We start from the raw sequence: 19,223 nt of genomic DNA, 5'->3' as shown, positions 1-19,223 counted from the left end.
TTAAAAGCATCCGTCCAATGGGAAAGATGCTTAAAACGGTTTTGCGAAGTCTTTCAGGACAAGCGTAGACGAAGTGTCAATAGACCCTAGTTACCATTCGCCAAGTTTTCCAGTTCGTCCCAACGCTCCAGTTTTTCCAGCAGTTCTTCATCAATTTCAGCCAAACGCTGTGAGGCTTTGGTGGCTGCATTGGCATCTGTTACAAACCAAGAACCATCCGCCAGTTTTTCAGCCAATTCGGTTTGTTCCTGTTCCAGTGCTTCAATTTCACCTGGCAACTGCTCTAAAGCACGTTGATCTTTGTAGCTCAATTTTACTTTTTTAGCCGTTGGTGCTGCTGCAGCCGCTTCGGCTTTGGCAACGGCTTTTTTAACATCACTTTTTTGATCAACCACAGTTTGGTCTGGGCGTTGCTGCAAATAGTCCTGATAGCCGCCAATATATTCATCAATATTGCCTTTGCCATCAAATACCCAAGTTGAAGTCACCACGTTGTCCATAAAGGCACGGTCGTGTGAAATCAGCAATAAGGTGCCTTTATAGTCGCTGAGCATTTCCTCAAGCAATTCTAAAGTGACCATATCCAAGTCGTTGGTCGGCTCATCCATCACTATCAGGTTAGATGGTTTGAGTAATAATTTTGCCAGTAAAATACGGTTGCGTTCACCGCCAGACAAGGCTTTAACAGGCGTGCGCGCACGTTCTGGTGAGAATAAAAAGTCTTGTAAATAACTATAGATATGACGACGTTGTCCGTTCACATCAACAAAATCTGAACCTTCAGACACGTTATCTTTGACCGACTTTTCCAAATCCAAGACGTTACGCAATTGGTCAAAATAGGCAATTTCCAGTTGTGTGCCTGTTTTGACAGAGCCGCCATGCTCAATTTCACCTAAAATGGCTTTAATCAGAGTGGTTTTACCGACACCGTTATCACCAACTAAACCAATACGGTCGCCACGTAATACCAATGTTGAAAAGTCTTTGATAATTGGAGCTTGATTGCCAAAGGCCACTTGTAAATGTTCAATATCAAAGACCAGTTTACCTGAGCGATTGGCTTCCTGCGCTGCCATATTGACTTTGCCTTGTTGGAAGCGACGTGCTTTGGATTCTTCACGTAAGGCTTTTAAAGCACGCACACGTCCTTCGTTGCGGGTACGACGTGCTTTAATGCCTTGACGAATCCATGCTTCTTCTTCGGCCAGTTTTTTATCAAACAGCGCATTTTGTTTTTCTTCAGCTTCAAGTTGCTGCGCTTTTAAATCTAAATAACGCGAATAGTTGCCTTCGTAGCTGCGTAATACACCACGATCTAACTCGACAATGCGGGTGGCGATACTATCGACAAAAGCACGGTCATGCGAAATAAACAGTAGAGTTAAATTATTTTGATCGAGTAAAAATTTTTCTAGCCATTCAATACTTTCCACATCTAAGTGGTTGGTCGGCTCATCTAGCAACAATACGTCAGGTTGGGTGAGCAGGGCACGTGCCAACAATACACGACGTTTACGTCCCCCGGATAAATCGGCTAAGTCGGCATTTGGGTCAAGTCCCATTTTGCTTAAAATGGCATTGACCTTATTTTCCAGTGCCCAGCCATCTAGCTGATCTAGCTTGTGTTGCAGGTTCCCCATACGGTCACAGGCATCCATATCGCCCAATACACAGGCATCGCTGGCTTCGTGATAGGCTTTTAATACTGCAGCAGCTTCACCTGCACCATCGGCCACAATATCAGCGACTTTGCCTGAATCCATGGGCACATCTTGCGCCAACATGGCAATGGTGATGCCATTTTGAATAGACACTTCACCTGCATCGGGCAGTAAACTTCCTTCAATCAGTTTAAGTAGAGTAGACTTACCTTCTCCATTACGGCCAATCAAACACACTCGTTCGCCACGTTCTAGGTTAAAATTCGCGCCGTCGAGCAAGGCAGGTCCACCAAATGCGAGTTGGACATCCCTTAAAGTAATATAGGCCATAGTGTTTCCTAAAAAATCTCAAATGAGGATTTGAAATGACTAAACAAAGTGATGATCAGGCGTCATTTTCCGCACCCATTGAAGATTTGCAAGTGCGAATTGCATTTTTGGACGATTTAGTTGAGCAATTGAATGAACAAGTGGTTCATCAAAGTCTGGAAATTGCTGATTTAAAGAAACAAATGCAGTTGTTATATCAGCGGGTAGAGTCGGCAGATTTGTCGGATGGGATTGCACCATTTGACCCGATGACCAATCGCCCACCACACTATTAATCAATCGTACTTAATCAACGGTATTGGTTTCCGTGCTGATTTTAATTTGACCTTTGCTGTACTTCCCGCTGTAATGCTCGGCTGCTGTGCCTGAATCTTTTAAACCCTATTGTGTCCTTTAAAGTTGTGTTACTTGACCTTGAAAACAACCAGCCTACCGCGACTTTGTTGCGAGAAATTATTGAGCATCATCCGAGTGTGTATCTGTTTAATTGTGCAGGAAAATTTGAATATAACTTGCAGGATTTAACTGAGTTGGCTGGCTGGATCAGTACCGGTCAGCTTATGATTTTAGACAGCCCGCGCGCAGAGTTTAAAGAGTTTGAATATGCGGTGGTGGTGGGGCAACTGATGGCACTGCTAGAGCCAGAAACACAAGTTGAAGTGATTTCTGCGGCTGATAGTATTCAGATTTTAATGGAAATGTTGCAAGCATCTGAAATTGCCTGTCACCTGATTCATATTCAGCCTGAAACGCAGTCTGGGAAAAGCAAAAATCGTTTACCAAGCCCAATGGCAATTCGCAACAAACCTGAATTGCTGTTGGTAAAAAAGTATTGTGATGCGTTGGCAAAAATGTCAGGCAAGCCAACCAACGTAGAGGCTTTAAAAAACTCGATTGCCAATATTTTGCAACTTGAGGCAGACAAAGTGCAGCATGTGGTTGGCATGTTGATGAACCTGAAAATTGTAAAGCGAGTGGATGAGCAAATTAGCTTTCGTAAAAAAGTACTGAAGCAGTGGGTACAACTTGACTTAGATGTCGTGGAAGAATCTACGCAAGAGGCGACAGTCACTTCTACAATCGTGGCGCAAACTGAAGCCGTAGAGCCACATCCTCAGCACAGTTTATTTAAAAACTTTAGCCAAATTGACCCTGTGCAATGGGAAGTTGCCAAAAAGTTACGTGAGCTAAAAGGTGAAAAACCAAAAGATATTTATGAATTGCGTGATTTGCTGGAACGGTTATTTCCAAAATCTGATATTCGTTTATTGCTCAAAGAACTGATTGAAAAAGGCTATATTTATTGGAATGGACATGAAGTGCTATATAGTCATGAGATGTTTTTAAGCTAAGTTTTAGAATTTTTCGATTAATGGCATGAGTCGATTTAAAACCCATCTGCAAGATAGTTTTTTATCGATACGACTGATTTAAGTCATCATTTATCAACCATTTAAAGTTTTGAAAATGATGCCTTTTCACGTAAGACGATTTTAAGCTGTTTGTAGGCAGATAGACTAAAACACTTGAAATAAATAAATCACAGCTTATTTTAATCTTGCGTTTTATATTGTGCTTATGCAACTCTAATATAAGAATAGAAAGGTTGTACTATGGAAAATACTGGAATTTGGGTTGCCGTTGCCATCATTATATTTGTGATGGGCTCTATTTTTGGTCTGCGTGTCAGCCCAAGAGAAAAAGCTTTAGGATTGATGCGTGAAAAAGCCCGAAAAATGGGACTACACCCTCGTTTGGTGGTTGCGCCTGACTGGACAAAAATCCCGAAAGCCACGGAATCACGTGCCAGTATGGTGGCGTATTACAGTGTACTCATTGCCGATGCACGTTTACCGTTAATGCGTGCTTTAGTGACAGACCAAAAGCTAGAACTGTTGCATGGCGATGAGAAATTCCAAGGCTTACCCATTGCATTAAAGGGCATTTATGCTATTGATATGCAGGCAAACTGTGTAGGAATCTATTGGGATGAAGAAGCCGATCTTCGCGCAACTCAATTAGATGAGATGAAAGCCTTTTTACATAGCTTGGCTGAACGTTAATTTTTAAACCATTAAATAGGAAATACGGTTACTTATGGCGAACGCTCCTCGGTCCACATCCAAAAGCACTGCAGCCAAATCTGAAGCTGGTCACAAACGTGCCTTAGTGATTGTGGAGTCGCCTGCAAAAGCGAAAACAATCAATAAATATCTTGGTTCGGACTACATTGTGAAGTCTTCGGTCGGTCACGTGCGTGATTTGCCAACCAGTGGTGGCGCAAAAACCACAGAAAAGAAAACCACCACCCGAACCAAACTGACCGAGGCTCAGAAAGCTGAAAAAGCTCAACAAGCATTAGTCAACCGTATGGGGGTTGATCCTGAACATGACTGGAAAGCACACTATGAAGTGCTGCCAGGCAAAGAAAATGTAGTCGCTGAATTAAAAAAACTGGCATCGCAGGTCGATGAAGTCTATCTCGCAACGGACTTGGACCGTGAAGGGGAAGCGATTGCGTGGCACTTAAAAGAAGTCATTGGTGGAGATGACTCACGTTATCAACGTGTCGTGTTTAACGAAATTACCAAAAATGCGATTCAAGAAGCCTTTAAGCATCCTGCGCGTTTAGATACCAACAAAGTCAATGCCCAACAGGCACGTCGTTTCTTAGATCGCGTGGTGGGTTTTATGATTTCGCCACTGCTCTGGGAAAAAATTGCCCGTGGTTTATCGGCAGGACGAGTGCAGTCAGTTGCGGTGAAGCTGGTTGTGGAGCGCGAGCGTGAAATTCGCGCCTTTGTACCCGAAGAATATTGGCAAGTCTTTGCAGATACTAAATCTGAAAAAGATGACATTCGTCTAGAAGCGGTTAAGCAAGCGGGTAAAACCCTCAAGTTACGCAACAAAGCTGAAACCGATGCTTTACTGAACTTGATTAAAGATGCGCAATACACCGTATCTGCACGTGAAGATAAGCCGACCAAAGTCAACCCAAGTGCGCCGTATATCACGTCAACGCTGCAACAGGCTGCGAGTACCCGTCTTGGTTTTTCAGTCAAGAAAACCATGATGCTAGCACAGCGTTTGTATGAGGCAGGTTTTATCACCTATATGCGTACAGACTCGACCTTCCTGAGTGATGACGCGGTCAATATGGTGCGTACGCATATTGAAGCGGAGTTTGGTCAAAAATATCTGCCTGCTAAACCAAATCGTTATGGCAATAAAGCAGGCGCACAAGAAGCGCACGAAGCGATTCGTCCATCTAATGTTGCGCTTAAAGGCGACAGTTTGGTGGGTGTAGAGCGCGATGCACAGCGTTTATATGATCTGATTTGGCGTCAGTTCGTCGCTTGCCAAATGACACCAGCCGAATATTTATCATCGACCATTTTGGTTGATGCCAATGGTGTCGAGTTAAAAGCCAAAGGTCGTACGCTAGTTTTTGATGGCTTTACCAAAGTGCGTGGGCAAAACAAATCGGATGATGATGTGTTACTGCCTGCAGTTAAAGTCGGTGAAATTCTTAAATTAGAGAAGCTTGATCCATCACAACACTTTACCAAACCGCCTGCGCGTTTTACCGAAGCCTCTTTGGTGAAAGAGCTTGAGAAAAAAGGTATTGGACGTCCATCGACCTATGCTGCGATTATTTCAACTATTCAAGACCGTGGTTATGTCAAACTGGAAAACCGTCGTCTGTTTGCCGAAAAAATGGGTGAGATTGTTACAGATCGTCTGGATGAAAGTTTTAATAACCTGATGAACTACGATTTTACAGCAGACTTGGAAGGTCAGCTGGATAAAGTTGCAGATGGTGAACGTAACTGGAAAGATTTGCTTAACAGTTTTTATGGCGATTTCAAACAGCGTTTAACCAATGCACAGGGCGAACAAGGCATGCGCCGTAACTTGCCTGTAGAGGTCGATGCAGTACATTGTAAAGAATGCTCACGACCAATGCAGATTCGTACAGGTACGACAGGCGTATTCTTAGGCTGCTCAGGCTATAACTTGCCGCCAAAAGAGCGTTGTAAGGGAACGCTGAACCTGACACCTGTAGAATCACTTGCCGCCTTATCCGATGATGATGCCGCTGAAACCGCAGATTTGATGTCTAAAAAGCGCTGTCCAATTTGTGAAACAGCCATGGACAGTTATGTAATTGATGGCGGTCGTAAACTGCATATTTGCGGGAATAACCCAGACTGTGCAGGTTTCGAGCTAGAAGAAGGCGAGTTCAAAATTAAAGGCTATGATGGCCCAACCATTCCGTGCGACAAGTGTGATGGCGAAATGCAGTTGAAAACAGGTCGCTTTGGCCCTTATTTTGCCTGCACCAGTTGTGAAAACACACGTAAAGTACTCAAGAATGGTCAGCCTGCGCCACCGCGTGTTGATCCAATTAAAATGGAACATTTACGCTCAACCAAACACGATGATTTCTTTGTGTTGCGTGATGGTGCAGCAGGCTTGTTTTTGGCAGCCAGTAAGTTCCCGAAAGTACGTGAAACCCGTGCGCCGAAAGTCGCGGAATTGCGTACTGTTGCAGAACAGCTTGATCCAAAATATCAATTTATTTTGCAAGCACCCGATGCAGACCCAGAGGGTAATCCAACATTGGTGAAATTCAGCCGTAAGAATCAAGCGCAATATATTGGTTCGGAAACGCCTGAAGGCAAACAAACCAAATGGTCATTGGTTTACCAAGATGGTAAATGGGTTGAGGCTTAATTATCCAAATTACAAAATGCTGGCTTCGGTCAGCATTTTTTTAAATCATATAATTTGAAATGTGAAAAATAAAAAACAGAGAGGTTTTGTGAATCTTAATCCGATGTGGGGGTCGAGTTTAAAGATAATAAGATTAAACTCGGTAAAGTGATTGCCTAAAGATATTTAAAGTATGTGGAAAAAAATCCGAATTTTATGCTTATTGCTGGTTTTGCTGGTCGTCGCAGTCAATGCTTGGCGTGATCAGAACCAAGACTGGAATAAGCCCATCATCGTATTGTTACATCCAATCAATGCCGATGGACGATCAAATACCCAAAACTATATCAATACGTTAAATATCAATAATTTAAATTCTGCTCAAGACTATCTAAAACAAGCTTCTTTGCAGTATCGTGGGCAACCCATTGCGCTTTATTTCAAACAGGGGCGAGAATTAAAGGAGTTGCCACCAAAAGTGCCTGAGCAGGCATCACTACTTAATACTGTACTTTGGAGTTTAAAGTTCCGTTTTTACGCTTGGCAGCAACGACAAAGCAGTGATGGTACGGCAACCGTGACGCTGTACCTGAATTATTATGATCCGAGTCAAACTCAAATTTTGAAACATTCCACCGCTTTACAAAAAGGTAAAATTGGCTCGGTGAATTTATTTGCTTCTGCTGCACACAGTGAGCGCAATACCATGGTGATGGTGCATGAATTACTGCATACCTTTGGTGCCACAGATAAATATGATTTGAGCACAGGTCAACCGATTTATCCTATTGGTTATGCAGACCCAAATCAGCAACCATTGTACCCACAACGACAGGCTGAACTGATGGCGGGTTATGTGCCACTTTCGCAAAGCAAAAGTAAGATGCCTGAATCGTTACAGCAGACGCGTATTAACGAAATTACTGCCATAGAATTGGGTTGGAAATAATGTGGATAAGCATGCACTTATCCACATCTCCACAATATAACCTGTGTAAAAGTATGTGCTTGAGCATGACTTGAGTATGAATTGAGCCATTTATATTCATGGGTTTATTCCTAAACCGATCTGTTAAACTATTCATCCACCCACTACGATGAGTCACTATGAGTTTAGCCAGCCTAATTGATGAATTGAATCCCCAGCAAAAACAAGCAGCCACGACAGCACATCAACATAGTCTGGTCTTGGCTGGCGCAGGCTGTGGCAAAACCAAAACCATTGTGGCACGTGCAGCGTACTTGATTGATCAGGGTATTCCAGCCAATCAAATTCAAGTTTTGACCTTTACCCGCCGTGCGGCGAGTGAAATTGTCGCACGGGTGGAGTTGGCACTGGGCGAGCAAGCCAAAGGCTTACGTGCTTCGACCTTTCATACTTTTTGTATGTACTTGTTACGACGTATTCCTAAAGCTTTTGGCTTAGAGCAGTTTTCAATTATTGATCGTGATGATCAGTTGATGATGTTTCGCCTCATTCGCGGAAAAGATGATAAGAAAAATCCAAGTCAGTTGCCCAAGCCTCAAGAATTATGTGATTTGTATTCTTTTGCGCGGAATACCCGTCAAAAACTGAGTGTGGCTTTAGAAAAGCAACAGCCTGAATATTTGGCATTAAAAGATCAAATTGCTGAAATTATGCAGGAATACGAAAGCCGTAAACGTGCACGTGGCTTTCTCGATTATGACGATATTTTGGCTGTGGTGGCATCGGCATTGGCGCAGTCGGAAGGTCTGGTCGATTATGTCGCGTCAATTTGTCAGCATCTTCTGGTCGATGAAATGCAGGACACCAATCCTTTGCAATGGGCTTTGCTTGAGCCTTTAAAAGATCGGGTCAGTTTGTTTTGTGTGGGCGATGATGCACAATCGATTTATGGTTTCCGTGGTGCAGATTTTGAAAATATTCATCATTTCACAGAGCGCGTACTCAATGCTCAAATTTTCAAATTAGAGCAAAATTACCGTTCTACGCAGGAAATTTTAGACCTGTCCAATTGGTTGTTAGATCAAAGTGAGATTCGCTATAACAAACGGTTGCAGGCGCATCGTGGTGATGGCATCAAACCCAAAATGCATATTTTCCCGAATGAATTTGATGAAGCCAAATGGATTGCGATTGATATTAAAGAGCGACATTTCTTGCAAGGCGCGCCGTGGTCAGATCACATGGTCTTGGTGCGTTCGAGTTTTGCAGCGCGACATATTGAAGCCGCGTGTATTGCGGCAAGTGTGCCGTATCGTTTTATTGGCGGCATGAAGCTCTTGGAAACTGCGCATGTGAAAGACTTACTTAGTTTATTGCGCGTTATTGCCAATCCTTTAGATGATATTGCATGGATGCGTTTTCTCACTTTATGGAATGGCGTGGGCGATGTCGGTGCGAGTAAGTTGGCACAGCAATTGTTGCTTGAACCGACAATGGATCAGGTGATTGAAAAGCTGGAAAAATTTGGACGCTTGCCAGAAAAAACTTTATTGATCATGAAGCAAATGGATGTCTTACGACATGAAGTTGCAGCTTGCGTCGGTTTAGGCATTGAAGCTATTCAGGAACAATTGGCAGATAACTATAAAAAAGACTGGAATCGTCGTCAGGGTGATTTTCAGTTGGTGCAACAACTGGCGGGTAAGCATGCGCAGTTAAGTGAGTTTTTAGAAGAATATGTGCTCGATCCTGTGTCTATTTCTGAAATTGAACGCCAGTCTGATACCGATGTGGTCACTTTAATCACCATTCACTCTGCCAAAGGTACGGAGCAAAAAGTCTGTTATGTGGCGAATGTGACTGCAGGGCAGTACCCGCATGCACGGGCGCAGGGCAGTTTTGATGATATTGAAGAAGAACGTCGAGTGCTGTACGTGGCTTTGACCCGTGCCCAAAATGAACTGATTTTAACCAAGCAAAATTTTAATTTATGGGCGCGTGATACGGTAGATGAACAAGGGCGCAAACTGGACAGTTATTTTTTGAATGATCTGACACGGCAGTTGTGTGCGATGGAAACTCATCACCGTACCCGTCAGCAAACTGTGAAAAGTGCCTTGGTGGAACGCCAAGCGATTAATTTAGATTTTGGCATTGATCTCGATTAAACTATGCCACAAGGTTTCCTGCAAAAAGTAGAGTAGGCGAGTGCTTTTTGATGTTTTTTGCCTATTTTAAGGTTGTAAGATGAAAATTTTAGTTCGTAGTTTAGAGCGCACAGTGACTGAAGAAGAATTGTTAAAACTTTTTCAGGAATATGGCACTGTAGAATCTTGTAATTTGGTGTTGGATGCTGCAACAGGAAAATCTAAAGGTTTTGCATTTGTAGAAATGCCACATGCACGTGAGGCAGTAAAAGCCATTAAAGCACTGAACACTTTGCGTCTGCATGGTCATGGAATACGCGTCAAAGCAGCAGAAGATAAGCCTGCATCAAAATAGTTCAAAGGGAGCAAAAAATGCTCCTTTTTTATGCGTGATTTTTAGTAAAAATACGAGATTGGCACTGCATTGGTGCGCGATTTTATCGCAGTAAAAATAGTGTATTTTTTATTGGGTGTTGCAGGAAAATCGGTTTAATCTAAGCTTCTTAGAACGCTAAATTGAGGAAATGCTCATGTCCCGTGTTGCTCGTTTTCATGCAGATCGTACCAATCAGAAATTATATTTCGCCCGTCTTTCATGTCAGCAGGCCGAGCAAACCGAGCATGTTCAGCAAGCGCAGGCACATCGTGAAGCTGCGGTGTTTCATTTAAATGGCGCGGTGCTGGCTTTTTTGCAGGAATTGGTGCGGTATTATCGTTTAAATGACAGTAATCCAACCCTTAAATCAATTGAAGAATTGATGGCAGCCAAAGGGCAGATTTCCCCTGAAGTGGCAATTTTGGAGCAACTGAGCAAATCGGGTTTTATTGCAGAGTTAAAGCGCGCTTATCGTTTATGTCAGTACACGCCCGAGCCAAGTGCACCAGAACCTGAACAGGAAACGTCATCCAATTTGATTATTAAAGTCACGCAATCTCCGCAAGCATGGCTACCAGATACGAAAATTTTGCGTGAATGGCATCGTGACTTAACCCAGTTGATTGATGGTTTTCGTAATGAAATGGTGGAATTTTAAGCCGACCAAACGCCCTTGAAAAAAATCTGATCAGCCCGATATAAATATTCTGAACGATGCAAAGTGCAAGCGCCTTTGCCGCCATGTCGAGCATGGAGGATATATGTCTATAGAGCAATTGAAAGAATTATTTGGTAATCAGGAAGCAATTTTAGAGCTGGTTCAGCTTGAAGGTGGCGAGTTGGCATTGCGTAATGCAGGCTCAGAGAAAGAGCCATTGGTCAAAATCCAGTTCAATGACGAAGTCAAAGCCATATTGGGCGATCAGACGGCTGTTGTGGCACAGCACATGATTCAGGCGGCATTATTTGGCTTGTTGGAAAAGCAGGTCAATGAATGGCATGCCGAAATTGTGGATGAACAGCCGCAATTTATGAGTTAATCCGAAAAGGTCTTTCGGTGATGAGCTATCTTTAATGAATAGATTGTCTATCTGCTTTGGTTAAAATCATGGACAGTATTAGATAGTTTTTCATCAACACAGTGAAAGCCAATCTATACGTCAACAAAAAAGCGCAGCTTAAACGGTGCGCTTTTTGTGATTTTGGCTATGGGTTTTAGATGAATGATGCTCAATGCGTTGGTGGCTGATGATGGGCAATTTCAATTTGATTTAAAATATAATTGCTCATATTTTTCGCCATTTCTTCTTTGGCAAAATACACTTCACCAATGTTGTCTTTACGAATTACTTCCGCTTCGGCTTTGCTTTCTGCACACACCAAAACCTGAATTTCAGGGTTTAGGGTTTTGGCAATATCCACAATTTTATGAATATCCAAAATGTCCATAGGCGAGAGAACGAGTAGTCGTGCATGTTGAATATGTGCCTGAATCAGTACACCCGCTTCTGTGGCAATGCCGCTGACTGCAGCAATGCCTTTTTCGCGTAAGTCTTCGACAATTTCACGGTTTTCTTCCGCAATCACGACCTTAATATTCTCAGCCATTAAATTTTGAGTAATGCGGCGTCCGACTTCACCATGTCCAACAATCACCACCTGATCACGTAAATAATCTTGAGAAACTTCATCGGGCAGCATGGCTAAAGGGTCATTGCTGCGTTCAAGCAAACGCGCCAAATAAGAGCGTTCCCGAATCCAGTTTTGCACAGGCTCAATCGCAGAAAAAACAAAGGAATTGAGGGTAATTGAAATGAGTGCGCCTGCTAAAATCAGGTTTTGTCCTTCTAGTGACAGCAGTTGTAAAGATACACCTAGCGTTGCCAAAATAAAGGAAAACTCACCAATTTGTGCCAAGCTCGCGCCTACGGTCAAGGCTGTATTGAGTGGATAGCGGAAGAACAAGACCAATGCCATGGCTGCAATGGTTTTACCCACCATGATAATGCCGACGACCGCTAAAACGTGCAGTGGTTCTTCTATCAGAATACGCGGGTCAAACAGCATGCCCACAGCAACGAAAAATAGAATGGAGAAAACTTCACGTAAGGGTAAAGTTTCTTCTTCGGCGCGATGACTGAAATCAGATTCTTTGACCACCATCCCCGCAAAGAACGCCCCAAGTGCCATCGACACGCCAAAGATTTTATAAGCACCAAAGGCAATTGATACCGCAGCAGCGACTACCGTTAGAGTAAACAGTTCCCGCGAGCCTAAGCGAGCCACAATTTGCATAATGAAGGGCACAAGGCGTTTGCCAACAATCAGCATAAAGGCAATAAAGCCTGAAACTTTTAATAAAGTCAGTCCGAGTGTTAGCCAAATATTTTCATCACTGGCATTGTCGATAGCTTGTCCACCCAGTAATACAGCTGTGGCAGGCAAAAGCACCAATGCTAAGACCATCACTAAGTCTTCAACTAACAACCAGCCTACGGCAATTTTACCGTTCACGGAGTCGAGCAGGCCACGATCACCCAATGCTTTTAAGAGCACAACGGTACTGGCACAAGACAGACTTAAGCCAAAAATTAAGGCAGAACCAAAACTCCAACCCCACATCATCGACACGCCTACACCGAGCAGGGTCGCCACGGCGATCTGCAATACTGCACCAGGCAAAGCAATGCGTCGTACCTGCATTAAATCATTTAGCGAGAAATGCATGCCAACACCGAACATGAGGAACATGACCCCAAGTTCTGCCAATTGGTTGGCAAGATGAATATCTGCCACAATGCCCGGTGTGTTGGGACTAATGATGACACCTGCAATCAGATAGCCCATAAGCGGTGGAAGGCGTAAGCGCGCAGCGATATAGCCAAATACCAGTGCCAAGCTAAAACCAACGGCAAGTAAGATGATGAGTTCTACATCATGAGGCACGAGAAACTCCTAAGCCATGGTGAGGGTGCGGTCAAAAGACTGAAATAAGACAAGCACAAATAGTGCCAAAAAAGAAAACGAGGAAATTTTAACAAGTGAGGCAAAAAAAGTGCAAAAAAAAACGACCTGAATAAGGTCGTTTTTTAAAAAAGCTAAAATTATTTGATTTTAGCTTCTTTGAAAACTACGTGTTGACGGATTTTTGGATCAAATTTTTTGATTTCCATTTTTTCCGGCATAGTACGTTTGTTTTTAGTAGTGGTATAGAAATAACCTGTACCAGCTGTAGAAACTAAGCGAATCTTATCACGCATTGTCCTGACTCCTTACTTAGATCTTTTGACCTTGAGCACGAAGGTCAGCAACAACCTTTTCAATGCCCAATTTGTCGATAATACGCATACCTTTAGTGGTTAAACGAAGACGTACGAAACGTTTTTCGCTTTCTAACCAGAAACGGTGGTTGTGCAGGTTCGGCTCGAACCGGCGCTTAGTTTTGTTGTTGGCGTGTGAGACGTTGTTACCAACGACTGGACGCTTGCCGGTAACTTGGCAAACCTTAGACATGGTGTAACTCCATTGATTTAGCCAACAGCAAATCTGTATGGCCAGTCAAAAATAAACGGATGAATTCATTCAAGGGGCGTTTTATATCAAAAATACGCTTAAAAGACAAGCGATTTTCTTCAAAAACAGCATGAGCGTGTTTGATAGCTCATGCCTTGATCAGTTAACGAAGAAGCGTCTTCGAAATCAATCGATGAATCGGCTTATCAAATGGGGGGAGAATGAACTTCAAGCTGTAAAGCTTCGGATTAGACATTACCGACCGTTCATGTGACAAGCTGAAAAAACCTTCTGGACCGTGATATTTCCCCATGCCCGATGCACCAACACCACCAAATGGTAAGTCATCTTGTGCAACGTGGGTCAATACAGTATTGAGTCCGAAATGCCCTGAATGGGTTCGCTGTGCGACATAGTCGGCACGCGCCTGATCAAAGTCGAAATAGTATAAAGCAAGAGGACGCGGTCGGCTATTAATAAACTCGATTACATCATCAATTTGTTCATATTCTAAGATTGGCAGGACTGGACCAAAGATCTCATTTTGCATAATTTGCATGTCTGGACTGACATTGGTCAGTACCGTTGGTGCCATTTTACGGGTTGCAGCCACATTTTCACTTTGCGGATTAATTTCAATAATATTTGCACCTCGCTCACGTGCATCTTCTAAATAGCCCTGTAAGCGACGATATTGTTTGTCATTAATAATAGAAGTGTAGTCTTGGTTATCACGAATATGCGGATACATTTCGGTCACAAATTGCTCGAAATGCTCCATAAATTCGGCAGTTTTGCCTTTAGGCAAGAACATATAGTCGGGTGCAACACAGGTTTGTCCAGCATTCCAGAGTTTACCTACCGCAATACGCTGTGCTACATCGACCATATCACTAGATGGATGCACCAAAACAGGGGATTTGCCACCTAGTTCTAAAATGACAGGCACAAGGTTTTGTGACGCGGCAGCCATTACAGTTTTGCCGACTTCGGTAGAGCCTGTGAAAATAATTTTGTCAAAAGGCAAATGACAGAATGCATCGGAAATAATACCGCCGCCATTAATTACCGCAACTAATTCCTGCGGAAATGCTTCGCTCATGGCATTTTCCAGTACTTTACCAAAATGCGCAGAAGCACTGGAAATTTTGATCATGGCATGGTTGCCTGCAGCCAAAGCACAGATCAGTGGGCCTAAAGACAACAGCAGCGGATAGTTCCAAGGTGCAATAATGCCAATTACCCCTAAAGGTTGATACTGTACCCATGCTTTTGCAGGTTGGTGGATAATACCAACCTGACGTTTAGATGGCTTCATCCAGTCGGTCAGGTTTTTGCTGTAATATTTGATATGTTCCAAGCAGGTAAGTAATTCACCAATTTTGGTTTCTGCAATGGCGCGGTTGCCATAGTCACGGTTAATGGCTTCGGCAAATTGATCCTGATATTTCACAATCACACGTTTTAAGCGGGCTAAGCGTTCAATGCGTTCTTTGGCACTTGGGACAGGATGACGCTGATAGGCATATTTCTGCAATGCCAAAATATCATCCAGACGTTGTAAATCGGGTGAATGTGGGGTCATTGAAGTTGTTTTTGTTTGACTGTTCATGGCATGTTACCATTCAATAAAAGCAATATAAGTTAATTTTTAGAGTATTTACTCTAATCAGTCAAGTGACTTTATGTTTTCATGCCCCCCAAATTTTAAAGAATGGTTGTTTTTAGGATGTCTCAAACCAAAACGTTGAAAACCAAAGAACGTATTTTGCAATTGAGTTTGCAATTGTTTAACGAGCGTGGTGAGCGTTCGGTAACAACCAATCATATTGCGGCAGAACTGGGCATGAGCCCAGGAAACTTGTATTACCACTTCCGCAATAAGAACGAAATTATTAAAGAGCTGATGGAACAATATCAGCAAGAAACTTTAGAAATGCTGGCTTTGCCTGAAAATCGTGGCTTAGATGCCAATGACAAAATTCGTTATTTTCAGGTTCTCAGTAGTCAGCTGTGGGCTTATCGTTTTTTGCATCGTGATGTCTATCATTTGGTCGAAACCAATGAAGATTTCCGCAAAATGTATCCACGTTTTGCAGGACAGGTCATGCAGCAGGGACAAAAAATTTATCAGGCCTTTGTGGATGCGGGTCTGATGCAAATGACTGAGTCAGAAATTGAAGCCTTGATTATCAATATTTGGATTGTGCTGACCAACTGGACGAACTTCTTATATATGTCGGGTCACATTACCGATTCAAACCATTTGGAAGAAAAATGGATTTGGCAGGCTTTACGTCAAATGCTGTTCCTTGAAGGGGCATATTTACGGGGTGAAAGTCGTGCAACCTATGAGCGTTTACTAGAAACACTAGGCACATCTGAACTGTTTGAGAGTTTATCATCCAGTAAAAATACTCAAGCCGACTAAGAGACTGAGAATGGCTATTTAGAATGTCTGAGAAACGCGCTAGAATACTCGGCTTGTTTTTCAATTTAACCAAGTAGTGACTAAAAACAACATGAATATGACGACTGCGAATACTGCACGTTTACTGATTACCTGTGAAGATAAGCCAGGTATTGTGCAGGCTGTATCGAGCTTTTTGTATCATCAAGGAGCCAACATTACCGCGCTTGATCAATACGCAACAGAAGCTCAGGGCGGGCGTTATTTCATGCGGGTTGAGTTTGAACTGGATCACTTGCAAAGCCGTAAAGAAAGCTTATTGCAAACCTTTGCTTCTAACGTGGCAGAGCGTTATGAAATGCAATGGCGTTTGGCTTTGGTCAGCGATGTGAAAAAAGTCGGCATTTTGGTGTCTAAAGTTGATCATGCTTTGCTCGAACTATTATGGCGTCATTCACGTGGTGGTTTACCATGTGAAATTACCAAAGTGGTGTCGAACCATGACACCTTGCGTGAAGCGGTAGAAAACTTTGGTATTCCGTTTGAAGTAGTGCCTGTTAATAAAGAAAATAAACGTGAAGCTTACGCTAAAATTGATGAATTGATGCAAGGCAATGATTTGTTGGTATTGGCGCGTTATATGCAAATTTTGGATGAAGAGTTTGTCTCTAAGTGGGAAATGAAAGTGATCAATATTCACCATTCATTCCTGCCTGCTTTCGTGGGCGCAAATCCATATAAACAAGCTTATGAAAAAGGCGTAAAACTGATTGGTGCAACTGCACACTATGTAACAGCAGACCTAGATCAAGGTCCGATCATTGAGCAAGATGTAGAGCGTGTAAACCACGACTTTACGGTAGATCAACTGCGTGAATTGGGTCAGGATGTGGAACGTAATGTACTGGCACGTGCAGTTAAATGGCATTTGGAAGACCGTATTATTGTAGATGGCAACAAAACTGTTGTATTTCAATAGGGCAAAAGCTATCTAAAAATCGAATTAAAACATGCCGACATGGCATGTTTTTTTATGCTAAAATTGTAATGTTATAACATTTATTTAAACTGTTTTTAAAATAGCAAATTTATTGGATGATTCACGTTTGTTATTAAAAAATAGTTGCAAATGAAAACACTTCTCATTTATTATTGCGTTACTTTAATTGTGCTAACCGATCAGTTTGATCGTTCGGAATTGTGATGGTTTGGCAATTGCTTTTGAAGGTCGCTGACTTTAATGAACCAATCTCCCAACGCTATGCTACAAATGCCCAATGCCATGAAAAAGAAAGTTGTGACGGCTTTAGCTGTGGTTGCATTAGGTCATGTCGGTGTGTTGTGGGCATTGGGGCAAATGCAAACTCCGACCTTAAAGCCCATAGAAAAAGAACCTTTAAAAGTACGCTTTGTAAAAATTCAAGAACAGCCTAAACCGTTGCCACCGCAACCTAAGGCTGAACCACAGCCTGAAAAACCCAAGCCTCAGCCTGTAAAAGAAGTGCCTGTGGTAGAAAAACCGTTGCCACCGCCACCGAAAAAAGTAGAAAAAGTACAGCAAGTTAAAAAAGCAGAAGCCCCTAAACCCGTGGCGAAGCCCGTAGAAAAACCAGTCGAACGTGTGGTGCAACCTGCACCTGTAGCAACGGTGACTGAAACTAAAGTGGTACAGCCTGCACCGAAACCGACAGTTGCACCTGTTGCGCCAGCACCTGCTCCTGTCGCACCTTCTGCTCCAAAAACAGTGTCGATTGGCGGCTCAGGCGTGCAATGGAGTCGTTCTCCAAAACCTTCTTATACCAATCGTGATTTACAGGGAGAAACCCGTAACGTGGTGGTTCGGATTGAAGCCAATGAAAAAGGCGTGATCACCGATGCTCAAATTACGCGTTCTAGTGGTGTACCTGCTTTAGATCAAAAGATTTTACGCGCAGTGCGTAGTGCAAAATTCAAACCGTACAAAGAAAATGGCGTGGCTTATCCAATTCGTGCTGAGCAGCCTTTTGAATTGACATTGAACCCTAACGGCTAACCTTCAACAGGAGTTCGAGTATGAACTTTTCCGTCTATTGGCAACACGCAGATGCAGTCAGCAAAACGCTGTATTTCGTGTTATTGGCGATGTCGATTGCGACATGGACCATCTTCGCATTACGTTTGATAGGCACGCGCCAATTGAAGCAACAAGCTTATGCTCAACTGTCACAGGCTTTAAATCAGCTTAAAGCAAAACTGGTGCCCTTAAATTTTGAGCAGCGTAAAGCGGTTGCTGAGCAAGCCTTATTGCGTCAAATTTCGGTAGAAAAAGCATCGGCAGAAAAAGGCGTATCGGTACTGGGTACAATTGCGTCATTAGCACCGTTTGTGGGTTTGTTTGGTACAGTTTGGGGTATTTTCCATGCACTCGTTGCGGTTGGAAAAAGCGGTCAGGCGGGATTGGCTCAAGTGGCAACGCCTGTTGGTGAAGCGTTGATTATGACGGGCTTCGGTTTGGCGGTGGCGATTCCTGCCGTGATTGCTTACAACATTTGTTCGCGTGTGAACCGTACCTTATCTACAAATTTGCAAGATCATGCACATAGTTTGTTGATTGACACCATGTTGCAACAAGATTCTTCTGTTCAAAGAACTGAAGTGAATGCAACACAACAAAGTTTAGTGGGAGGTCAGGTTTAATGGCTTTTCAATTGGGTGAAGACAACGATTCAGGCATGAATGAGATGAACCTTATTCCCCTAATCGACATTATGTTGGTATTGATGATCATCTTTTTGGTGACAGCGACCGTTGCCAACCCATCTATACCATTAACCTTACCGCAAACCAGCGCAGAAATTGTTGATTTACCGCCTGAGCAAATTCAGGTCAGTATCAATGCCAATGGTGAAGTGGCGTGGGATGATCAAATCATTAGTTTAGATGAGTTGCAAACCCGCTTTAATGATGCTAGTCAGCAAGCTCAACAGCCAACCGTGGTGTTAAGAGCAGATAAAGATGCGCGTTATGATACTGTGGCGCAAGTGATGTCACGTGCGAGTGAAGCCGGACTCAGTGATATTGCTTTCGCAACAGATGATTAAGTTAATCCTTAAAAATTAGCGATCTATTTAGGTCGCTTTTTTTATGCAAAGTCGCGCAT

The 19,223-nt window shown here is 43.0% G+C and carries 19 protein-coding genes; 14 read left to right on the top strand and 5 right to left on the bottom strand.

What is annotated here, in order from left to right; genetic code table 11:
- Positions 1-86: 86 nt before the first annotated feature.
- Positions 87-1,994, bottom strand: coding sequence for an ATP-binding cassette domain-containing protein (locus FTT70_RS03580; protein WP_004976119.1), 1,908 nt, complete (start codon positions 1,992-1,994; stop codon positions 87-89).
- A gap of 35 nt (positions 1,995-2,029) precedes the next feature.
- On the opposite strand from FTT70_RS03580, the gene FTT70_RS03575 reads away from it, so the two are divergent.
- The 9 genes from FTT70_RS03575 to FTT70_RS03535 all read left to right on the top strand — a co-directional run bounded on the left by FTT70_RS03575 (position 2,030) and on the right by FTT70_RS03535 (position 11,201).
- Positions 2,030-2,269, top strand: a complete 240-nt coding sequence (locus tag FTT70_RS03575) for a SlyX family protein (protein ID WP_180168295.1) — start codon at positions 2,030-2,032, stop codon at positions 2,267-2,269.
- Between the two features lie 111 nt (positions 2,270-2,380).
- Positions 2,381-3,346 carry a hypothetical protein gene (locus FTT70_RS03570; protein WP_180096124.1) on the top strand — a complete coding sequence of 322 codons (966 nt, stop codon included), beginning with the start codon at positions 2,381-2,383 and terminating at the stop codon, positions 3,344-3,346.
- Positions 3,347-3,607: 261 nt separating this feature from the next.
- Positions 3,608-4,057 (top strand): ammonium transporter, encoded by a 450-nt coding sequence (locus FTT70_RS03565; protein ID WP_004976129.1) that lies wholly within the window; start codon positions 3,608-3,610, stop codon positions 4,055-4,057.
- Between the two features lie 34 nt (positions 4,058-4,091).
- Positions 4,092-6,731, top strand: a complete 2,640-nt coding sequence (gene topA / locus FTT70_RS03560; protein ID WP_179991458.1) for a type I DNA topoisomerase — start codon at positions 4,092-4,094, stop codon at positions 6,729-6,731.
- 172 nt (positions 6,732-6,903) lie between these two features.
- Positions 6,904-7,659, top strand: coding sequence for a hypothetical protein (locus FTT70_RS03555; protein WP_004976133.1), 756 nt, complete (start codon positions 6,904-6,906; stop codon positions 7,657-7,659).
- A 158-nt stretch (positions 7,660-7,817) separates the two neighbouring features.
- The gene (locus FTT70_RS03550) at positions 7,818-9,806 is read left to right on the top strand and encodes an ATP-dependent helicase (RefSeq protein ID WP_180168294.1); all 1,989 of its coding nucleotides are present in this window, start codon (positions 7,818-7,820) and stop codon (positions 9,804-9,806) included.
- 79 nt (positions 9,807-9,885) lie between these two features.
- Positions 9,886-10,140 carry an RNA-binding protein gene (locus FTT70_RS03545; RefSeq protein WP_004976139.1) on the top strand — a complete coding sequence of 85 codons (255 nt, stop codon included), beginning with the start codon at positions 9,886-9,888 and terminating at the stop codon, positions 10,138-10,140.
- A 175-nt stretch (positions 10,141-10,315) separates the two neighbouring features.
- Complete coding sequence (locus tag FTT70_RS03540) at positions 10,316-10,819, top strand: DUF6586 family protein (protein ID WP_179988458.1); 504 nt, start codon at positions 10,316-10,318, stop codon at positions 10,817-10,819.
- 103 nt (positions 10,820-10,922) lie between these two features.
- On the top strand, positions 10,923-11,201 hold the full coding sequence (locus tag FTT70_RS03535; RefSeq protein ID WP_131261040.1) for a hypothetical protein: 279 nt from the start codon (positions 10,923-10,925) through the stop codon (positions 11,199-11,201).
- Positions 11,202-11,391: 190 nt separating this feature from the next.
- Here the strand turns inward: FTT70_RS03535 and FTT70_RS03530 are convergent, their stop codons facing one another.
- From FTT70_RS03530 to FTT70_RS03515, 4 genes are all read right to left on the bottom strand, one after another.
- Entirely contained in the window at positions 11,392-13,107 is a 1,716-nt protein-coding gene (locus FTT70_RS03530; protein ID WP_180168293.1) for a cation:proton antiporter, read from the bottom strand.
- Between the two features lie 158 nt (positions 13,108-13,265).
- On the bottom strand, positions 13,266-13,421 hold the full coding sequence (gene rpmG / locus FTT70_RS03525) for a 50S ribosomal protein L33 (protein ID WP_004976146.1): 156 nt from the start codon (positions 13,419-13,421) through the stop codon (positions 13,266-13,268).
- A gap of 16 nt (positions 13,422-13,437) precedes the next feature.
- Positions 13,438-13,674: a 50S ribosomal protein L28 gene (rpmB, locus tag FTT70_RS03520; protein ID WP_004976147.1), complete on the bottom strand. Its 237-nt coding sequence runs from the start codon at positions 13,672-13,674 to the stop codon at positions 13,438-13,440.
- Between the two features lie 163 nt (positions 13,675-13,837).
- Entirely contained in the window at positions 13,838-15,286 is a 1,449-nt protein-coding gene (locus FTT70_RS03515) for a coniferyl aldehyde dehydrogenase (protein ID WP_004976148.1), read from the bottom strand.
- A 117-nt stretch (positions 15,287-15,403) separates the two neighbouring features.
- On the opposite strand from FTT70_RS03515, the gene FTT70_RS03510 reads away from it, so the two are divergent.
- The 5 genes from FTT70_RS03510 to FTT70_RS03490 all read left to right on the top strand — a co-directional run bounded on the left by FTT70_RS03510 (position 15,404) and on the right by FTT70_RS03490 (position 19,164).
- The gene (locus FTT70_RS03510; RefSeq protein WP_004976150.1) at positions 15,404-16,105 is read left to right on the top strand and encodes a TetR/AcrR family transcriptional regulator; all 702 of its coding nucleotides are present in this window, start codon (positions 15,404-15,406) and stop codon (positions 16,103-16,105) included.
- A gap of 91 nt (positions 16,106-16,196) precedes the next feature.
- On the top strand, positions 16,197-17,063 hold the full coding sequence (purU, locus tag FTT70_RS03505; protein WP_004976151.1) for a formyltetrahydrofolate deformylase: 867 nt from the start codon (positions 16,197-16,199) through the stop codon (positions 17,061-17,063).
- A gap of 261 nt (positions 17,064-17,324) precedes the next feature.
- The gene (locus tag FTT70_RS03500) at positions 17,325-18,116 is read left to right on the top strand and encodes an energy transducer TonB (protein WP_104853035.1); all 792 of its coding nucleotides are present in this window, start codon (positions 17,325-17,327) and stop codon (positions 18,114-18,116) included.
- Positions 18,117-18,136: 20 nt separating this feature from the next.
- Positions 18,137-18,760: a MotA/TolQ/ExbB proton channel family protein gene (locus tag FTT70_RS03495; protein ID WP_096901723.1), complete on the top strand. Its 624-nt coding sequence runs from the start codon at positions 18,137-18,139 to the stop codon at positions 18,758-18,760.
- Positions 18,760-19,164: a biopolymer transporter ExbD gene (locus tag FTT70_RS03490; protein WP_004976158.1), complete on the top strand. Its 405-nt coding sequence runs from the start codon at positions 18,760-18,762 to the stop codon at positions 19,162-19,164. The genes FTT70_RS03495 and FTT70_RS03490 overlap by 1 nt, the downstream gene beginning before the upstream one ends.
- Positions 19,165-19,223: the final 59 nt, after the last annotated feature.

The sequence above is a fragment of the Acinetobacter sp. YH01003 genome (assembly GCF_013420525.1).
Lineage (GTDB): Bacteria > Pseudomonadota > Gammaproteobacteria > Pseudomonadales > Moraxellaceae > Acinetobacter > Acinetobacter towneri.
Note: the sequence above shows the minus strand (reverse complement) of the source record. Positions and strands in the feature narration are given on the sequence as shown.

Bases quoted from the DNA above. Each gene is read 5' to 3' on its own strand.
- FTT70_RS03580 (WP_004976119.1), bottom strand. From the start codon at position 1,994: ATGGCCTATATTACTTTAAGGGATGTCCAACTCGCATTTGGTGGACCT.
- FTT70_RS03575 (WP_180168295.1), top strand. From the start codon at position 2,030: ATGACTAAACAAAGTGATGATCAGGCGTCATTTTCCGCACCCATTGAA.
- FTT70_RS03565 (WP_004976129.1), top strand. From the start codon at position 3,608: ATGGAAAATACTGGAATTTGGGTTGCCGTTGCCATCATTATATTTGTG.
- topA (WP_179991458.1), top strand. From the start codon at position 4,092: ATGGCGAACGCTCCTCGGTCCACATCCAAAAGCACTGCAGCCAAATCT.
- FTT70_RS03555 (WP_004976133.1), top strand. From the start codon at position 6,904: ATGTGGAAAAAAATCCGAATTTTATGCTTATTGCTGGTTTTGCTGGTC.
- FTT70_RS03550 (WP_180168294.1), top strand. From the start codon at position 7,818: ATGAGTTTAGCCAGCCTAATTGATGAATTGAATCCCCAGCAAAAACAA.
- FTT70_RS03545 (WP_004976139.1), top strand. From the start codon at position 9,886: ATGAAAATTTTAGTTCGTAGTTTAGAGCGCACAGTGACTGAAGAAGAA.
- FTT70_RS03540 (WP_179988458.1), top strand. From the start codon at position 10,316: ATGTCCCGTGTTGCTCGTTTTCATGCAGATCGTACCAATCAGAAATTA.
- FTT70_RS03535 (WP_131261040.1), top strand. From the start codon at position 10,923: ATGTCTATAGAGCAATTGAAAGAATTATTTGGTAATCAGGAAGCAATT.
- rpmG (WP_004976146.1), bottom strand. From the start codon at position 13,421: ATGCGTGATAAGATTCGCTTAGTTTCTACAGCTGGTACAGGTTATTTC.
- rpmB (WP_004976147.1), bottom strand. From the start codon at position 13,674: ATGTCTAAGGTTTGCCAAGTTACCGGCAAGCGTCCAGTCGTTGGTAAC.
- FTT70_RS03515 (WP_004976148.1), bottom strand. From the start codon at position 15,286: ATGAACAGTCAAACAAAAACAACTTCAATGACCCCACATTCACCCGAT.
- FTT70_RS03510 (WP_004976150.1), top strand. From the start codon at position 15,404: ATGTCTCAAACCAAAACGTTGAAAACCAAAGAACGTATTTTGCAATTG.
- purU (WP_004976151.1), top strand. From the start codon at position 16,197: ATGAATATGACGACTGCGAATACTGCACGTTTACTGATTACCTGTGAA.
- FTT70_RS03500 (WP_104853035.1), top strand. From the start codon at position 17,325: ATGAACCAATCTCCCAACGCTATGCTACAAATGCCCAATGCCATGAAA.
- FTT70_RS03495 (WP_096901723.1), top strand. From the start codon at position 18,137: ATGAACTTTTCCGTCTATTGGCAACACGCAGATGCAGTCAGCAAAACG.
- FTT70_RS03490 (WP_004976158.1), top strand. From the start codon at position 18,760: ATGGCTTTTCAATTGGGTGAAGACAACGATTCAGGCATGAATGAGATG.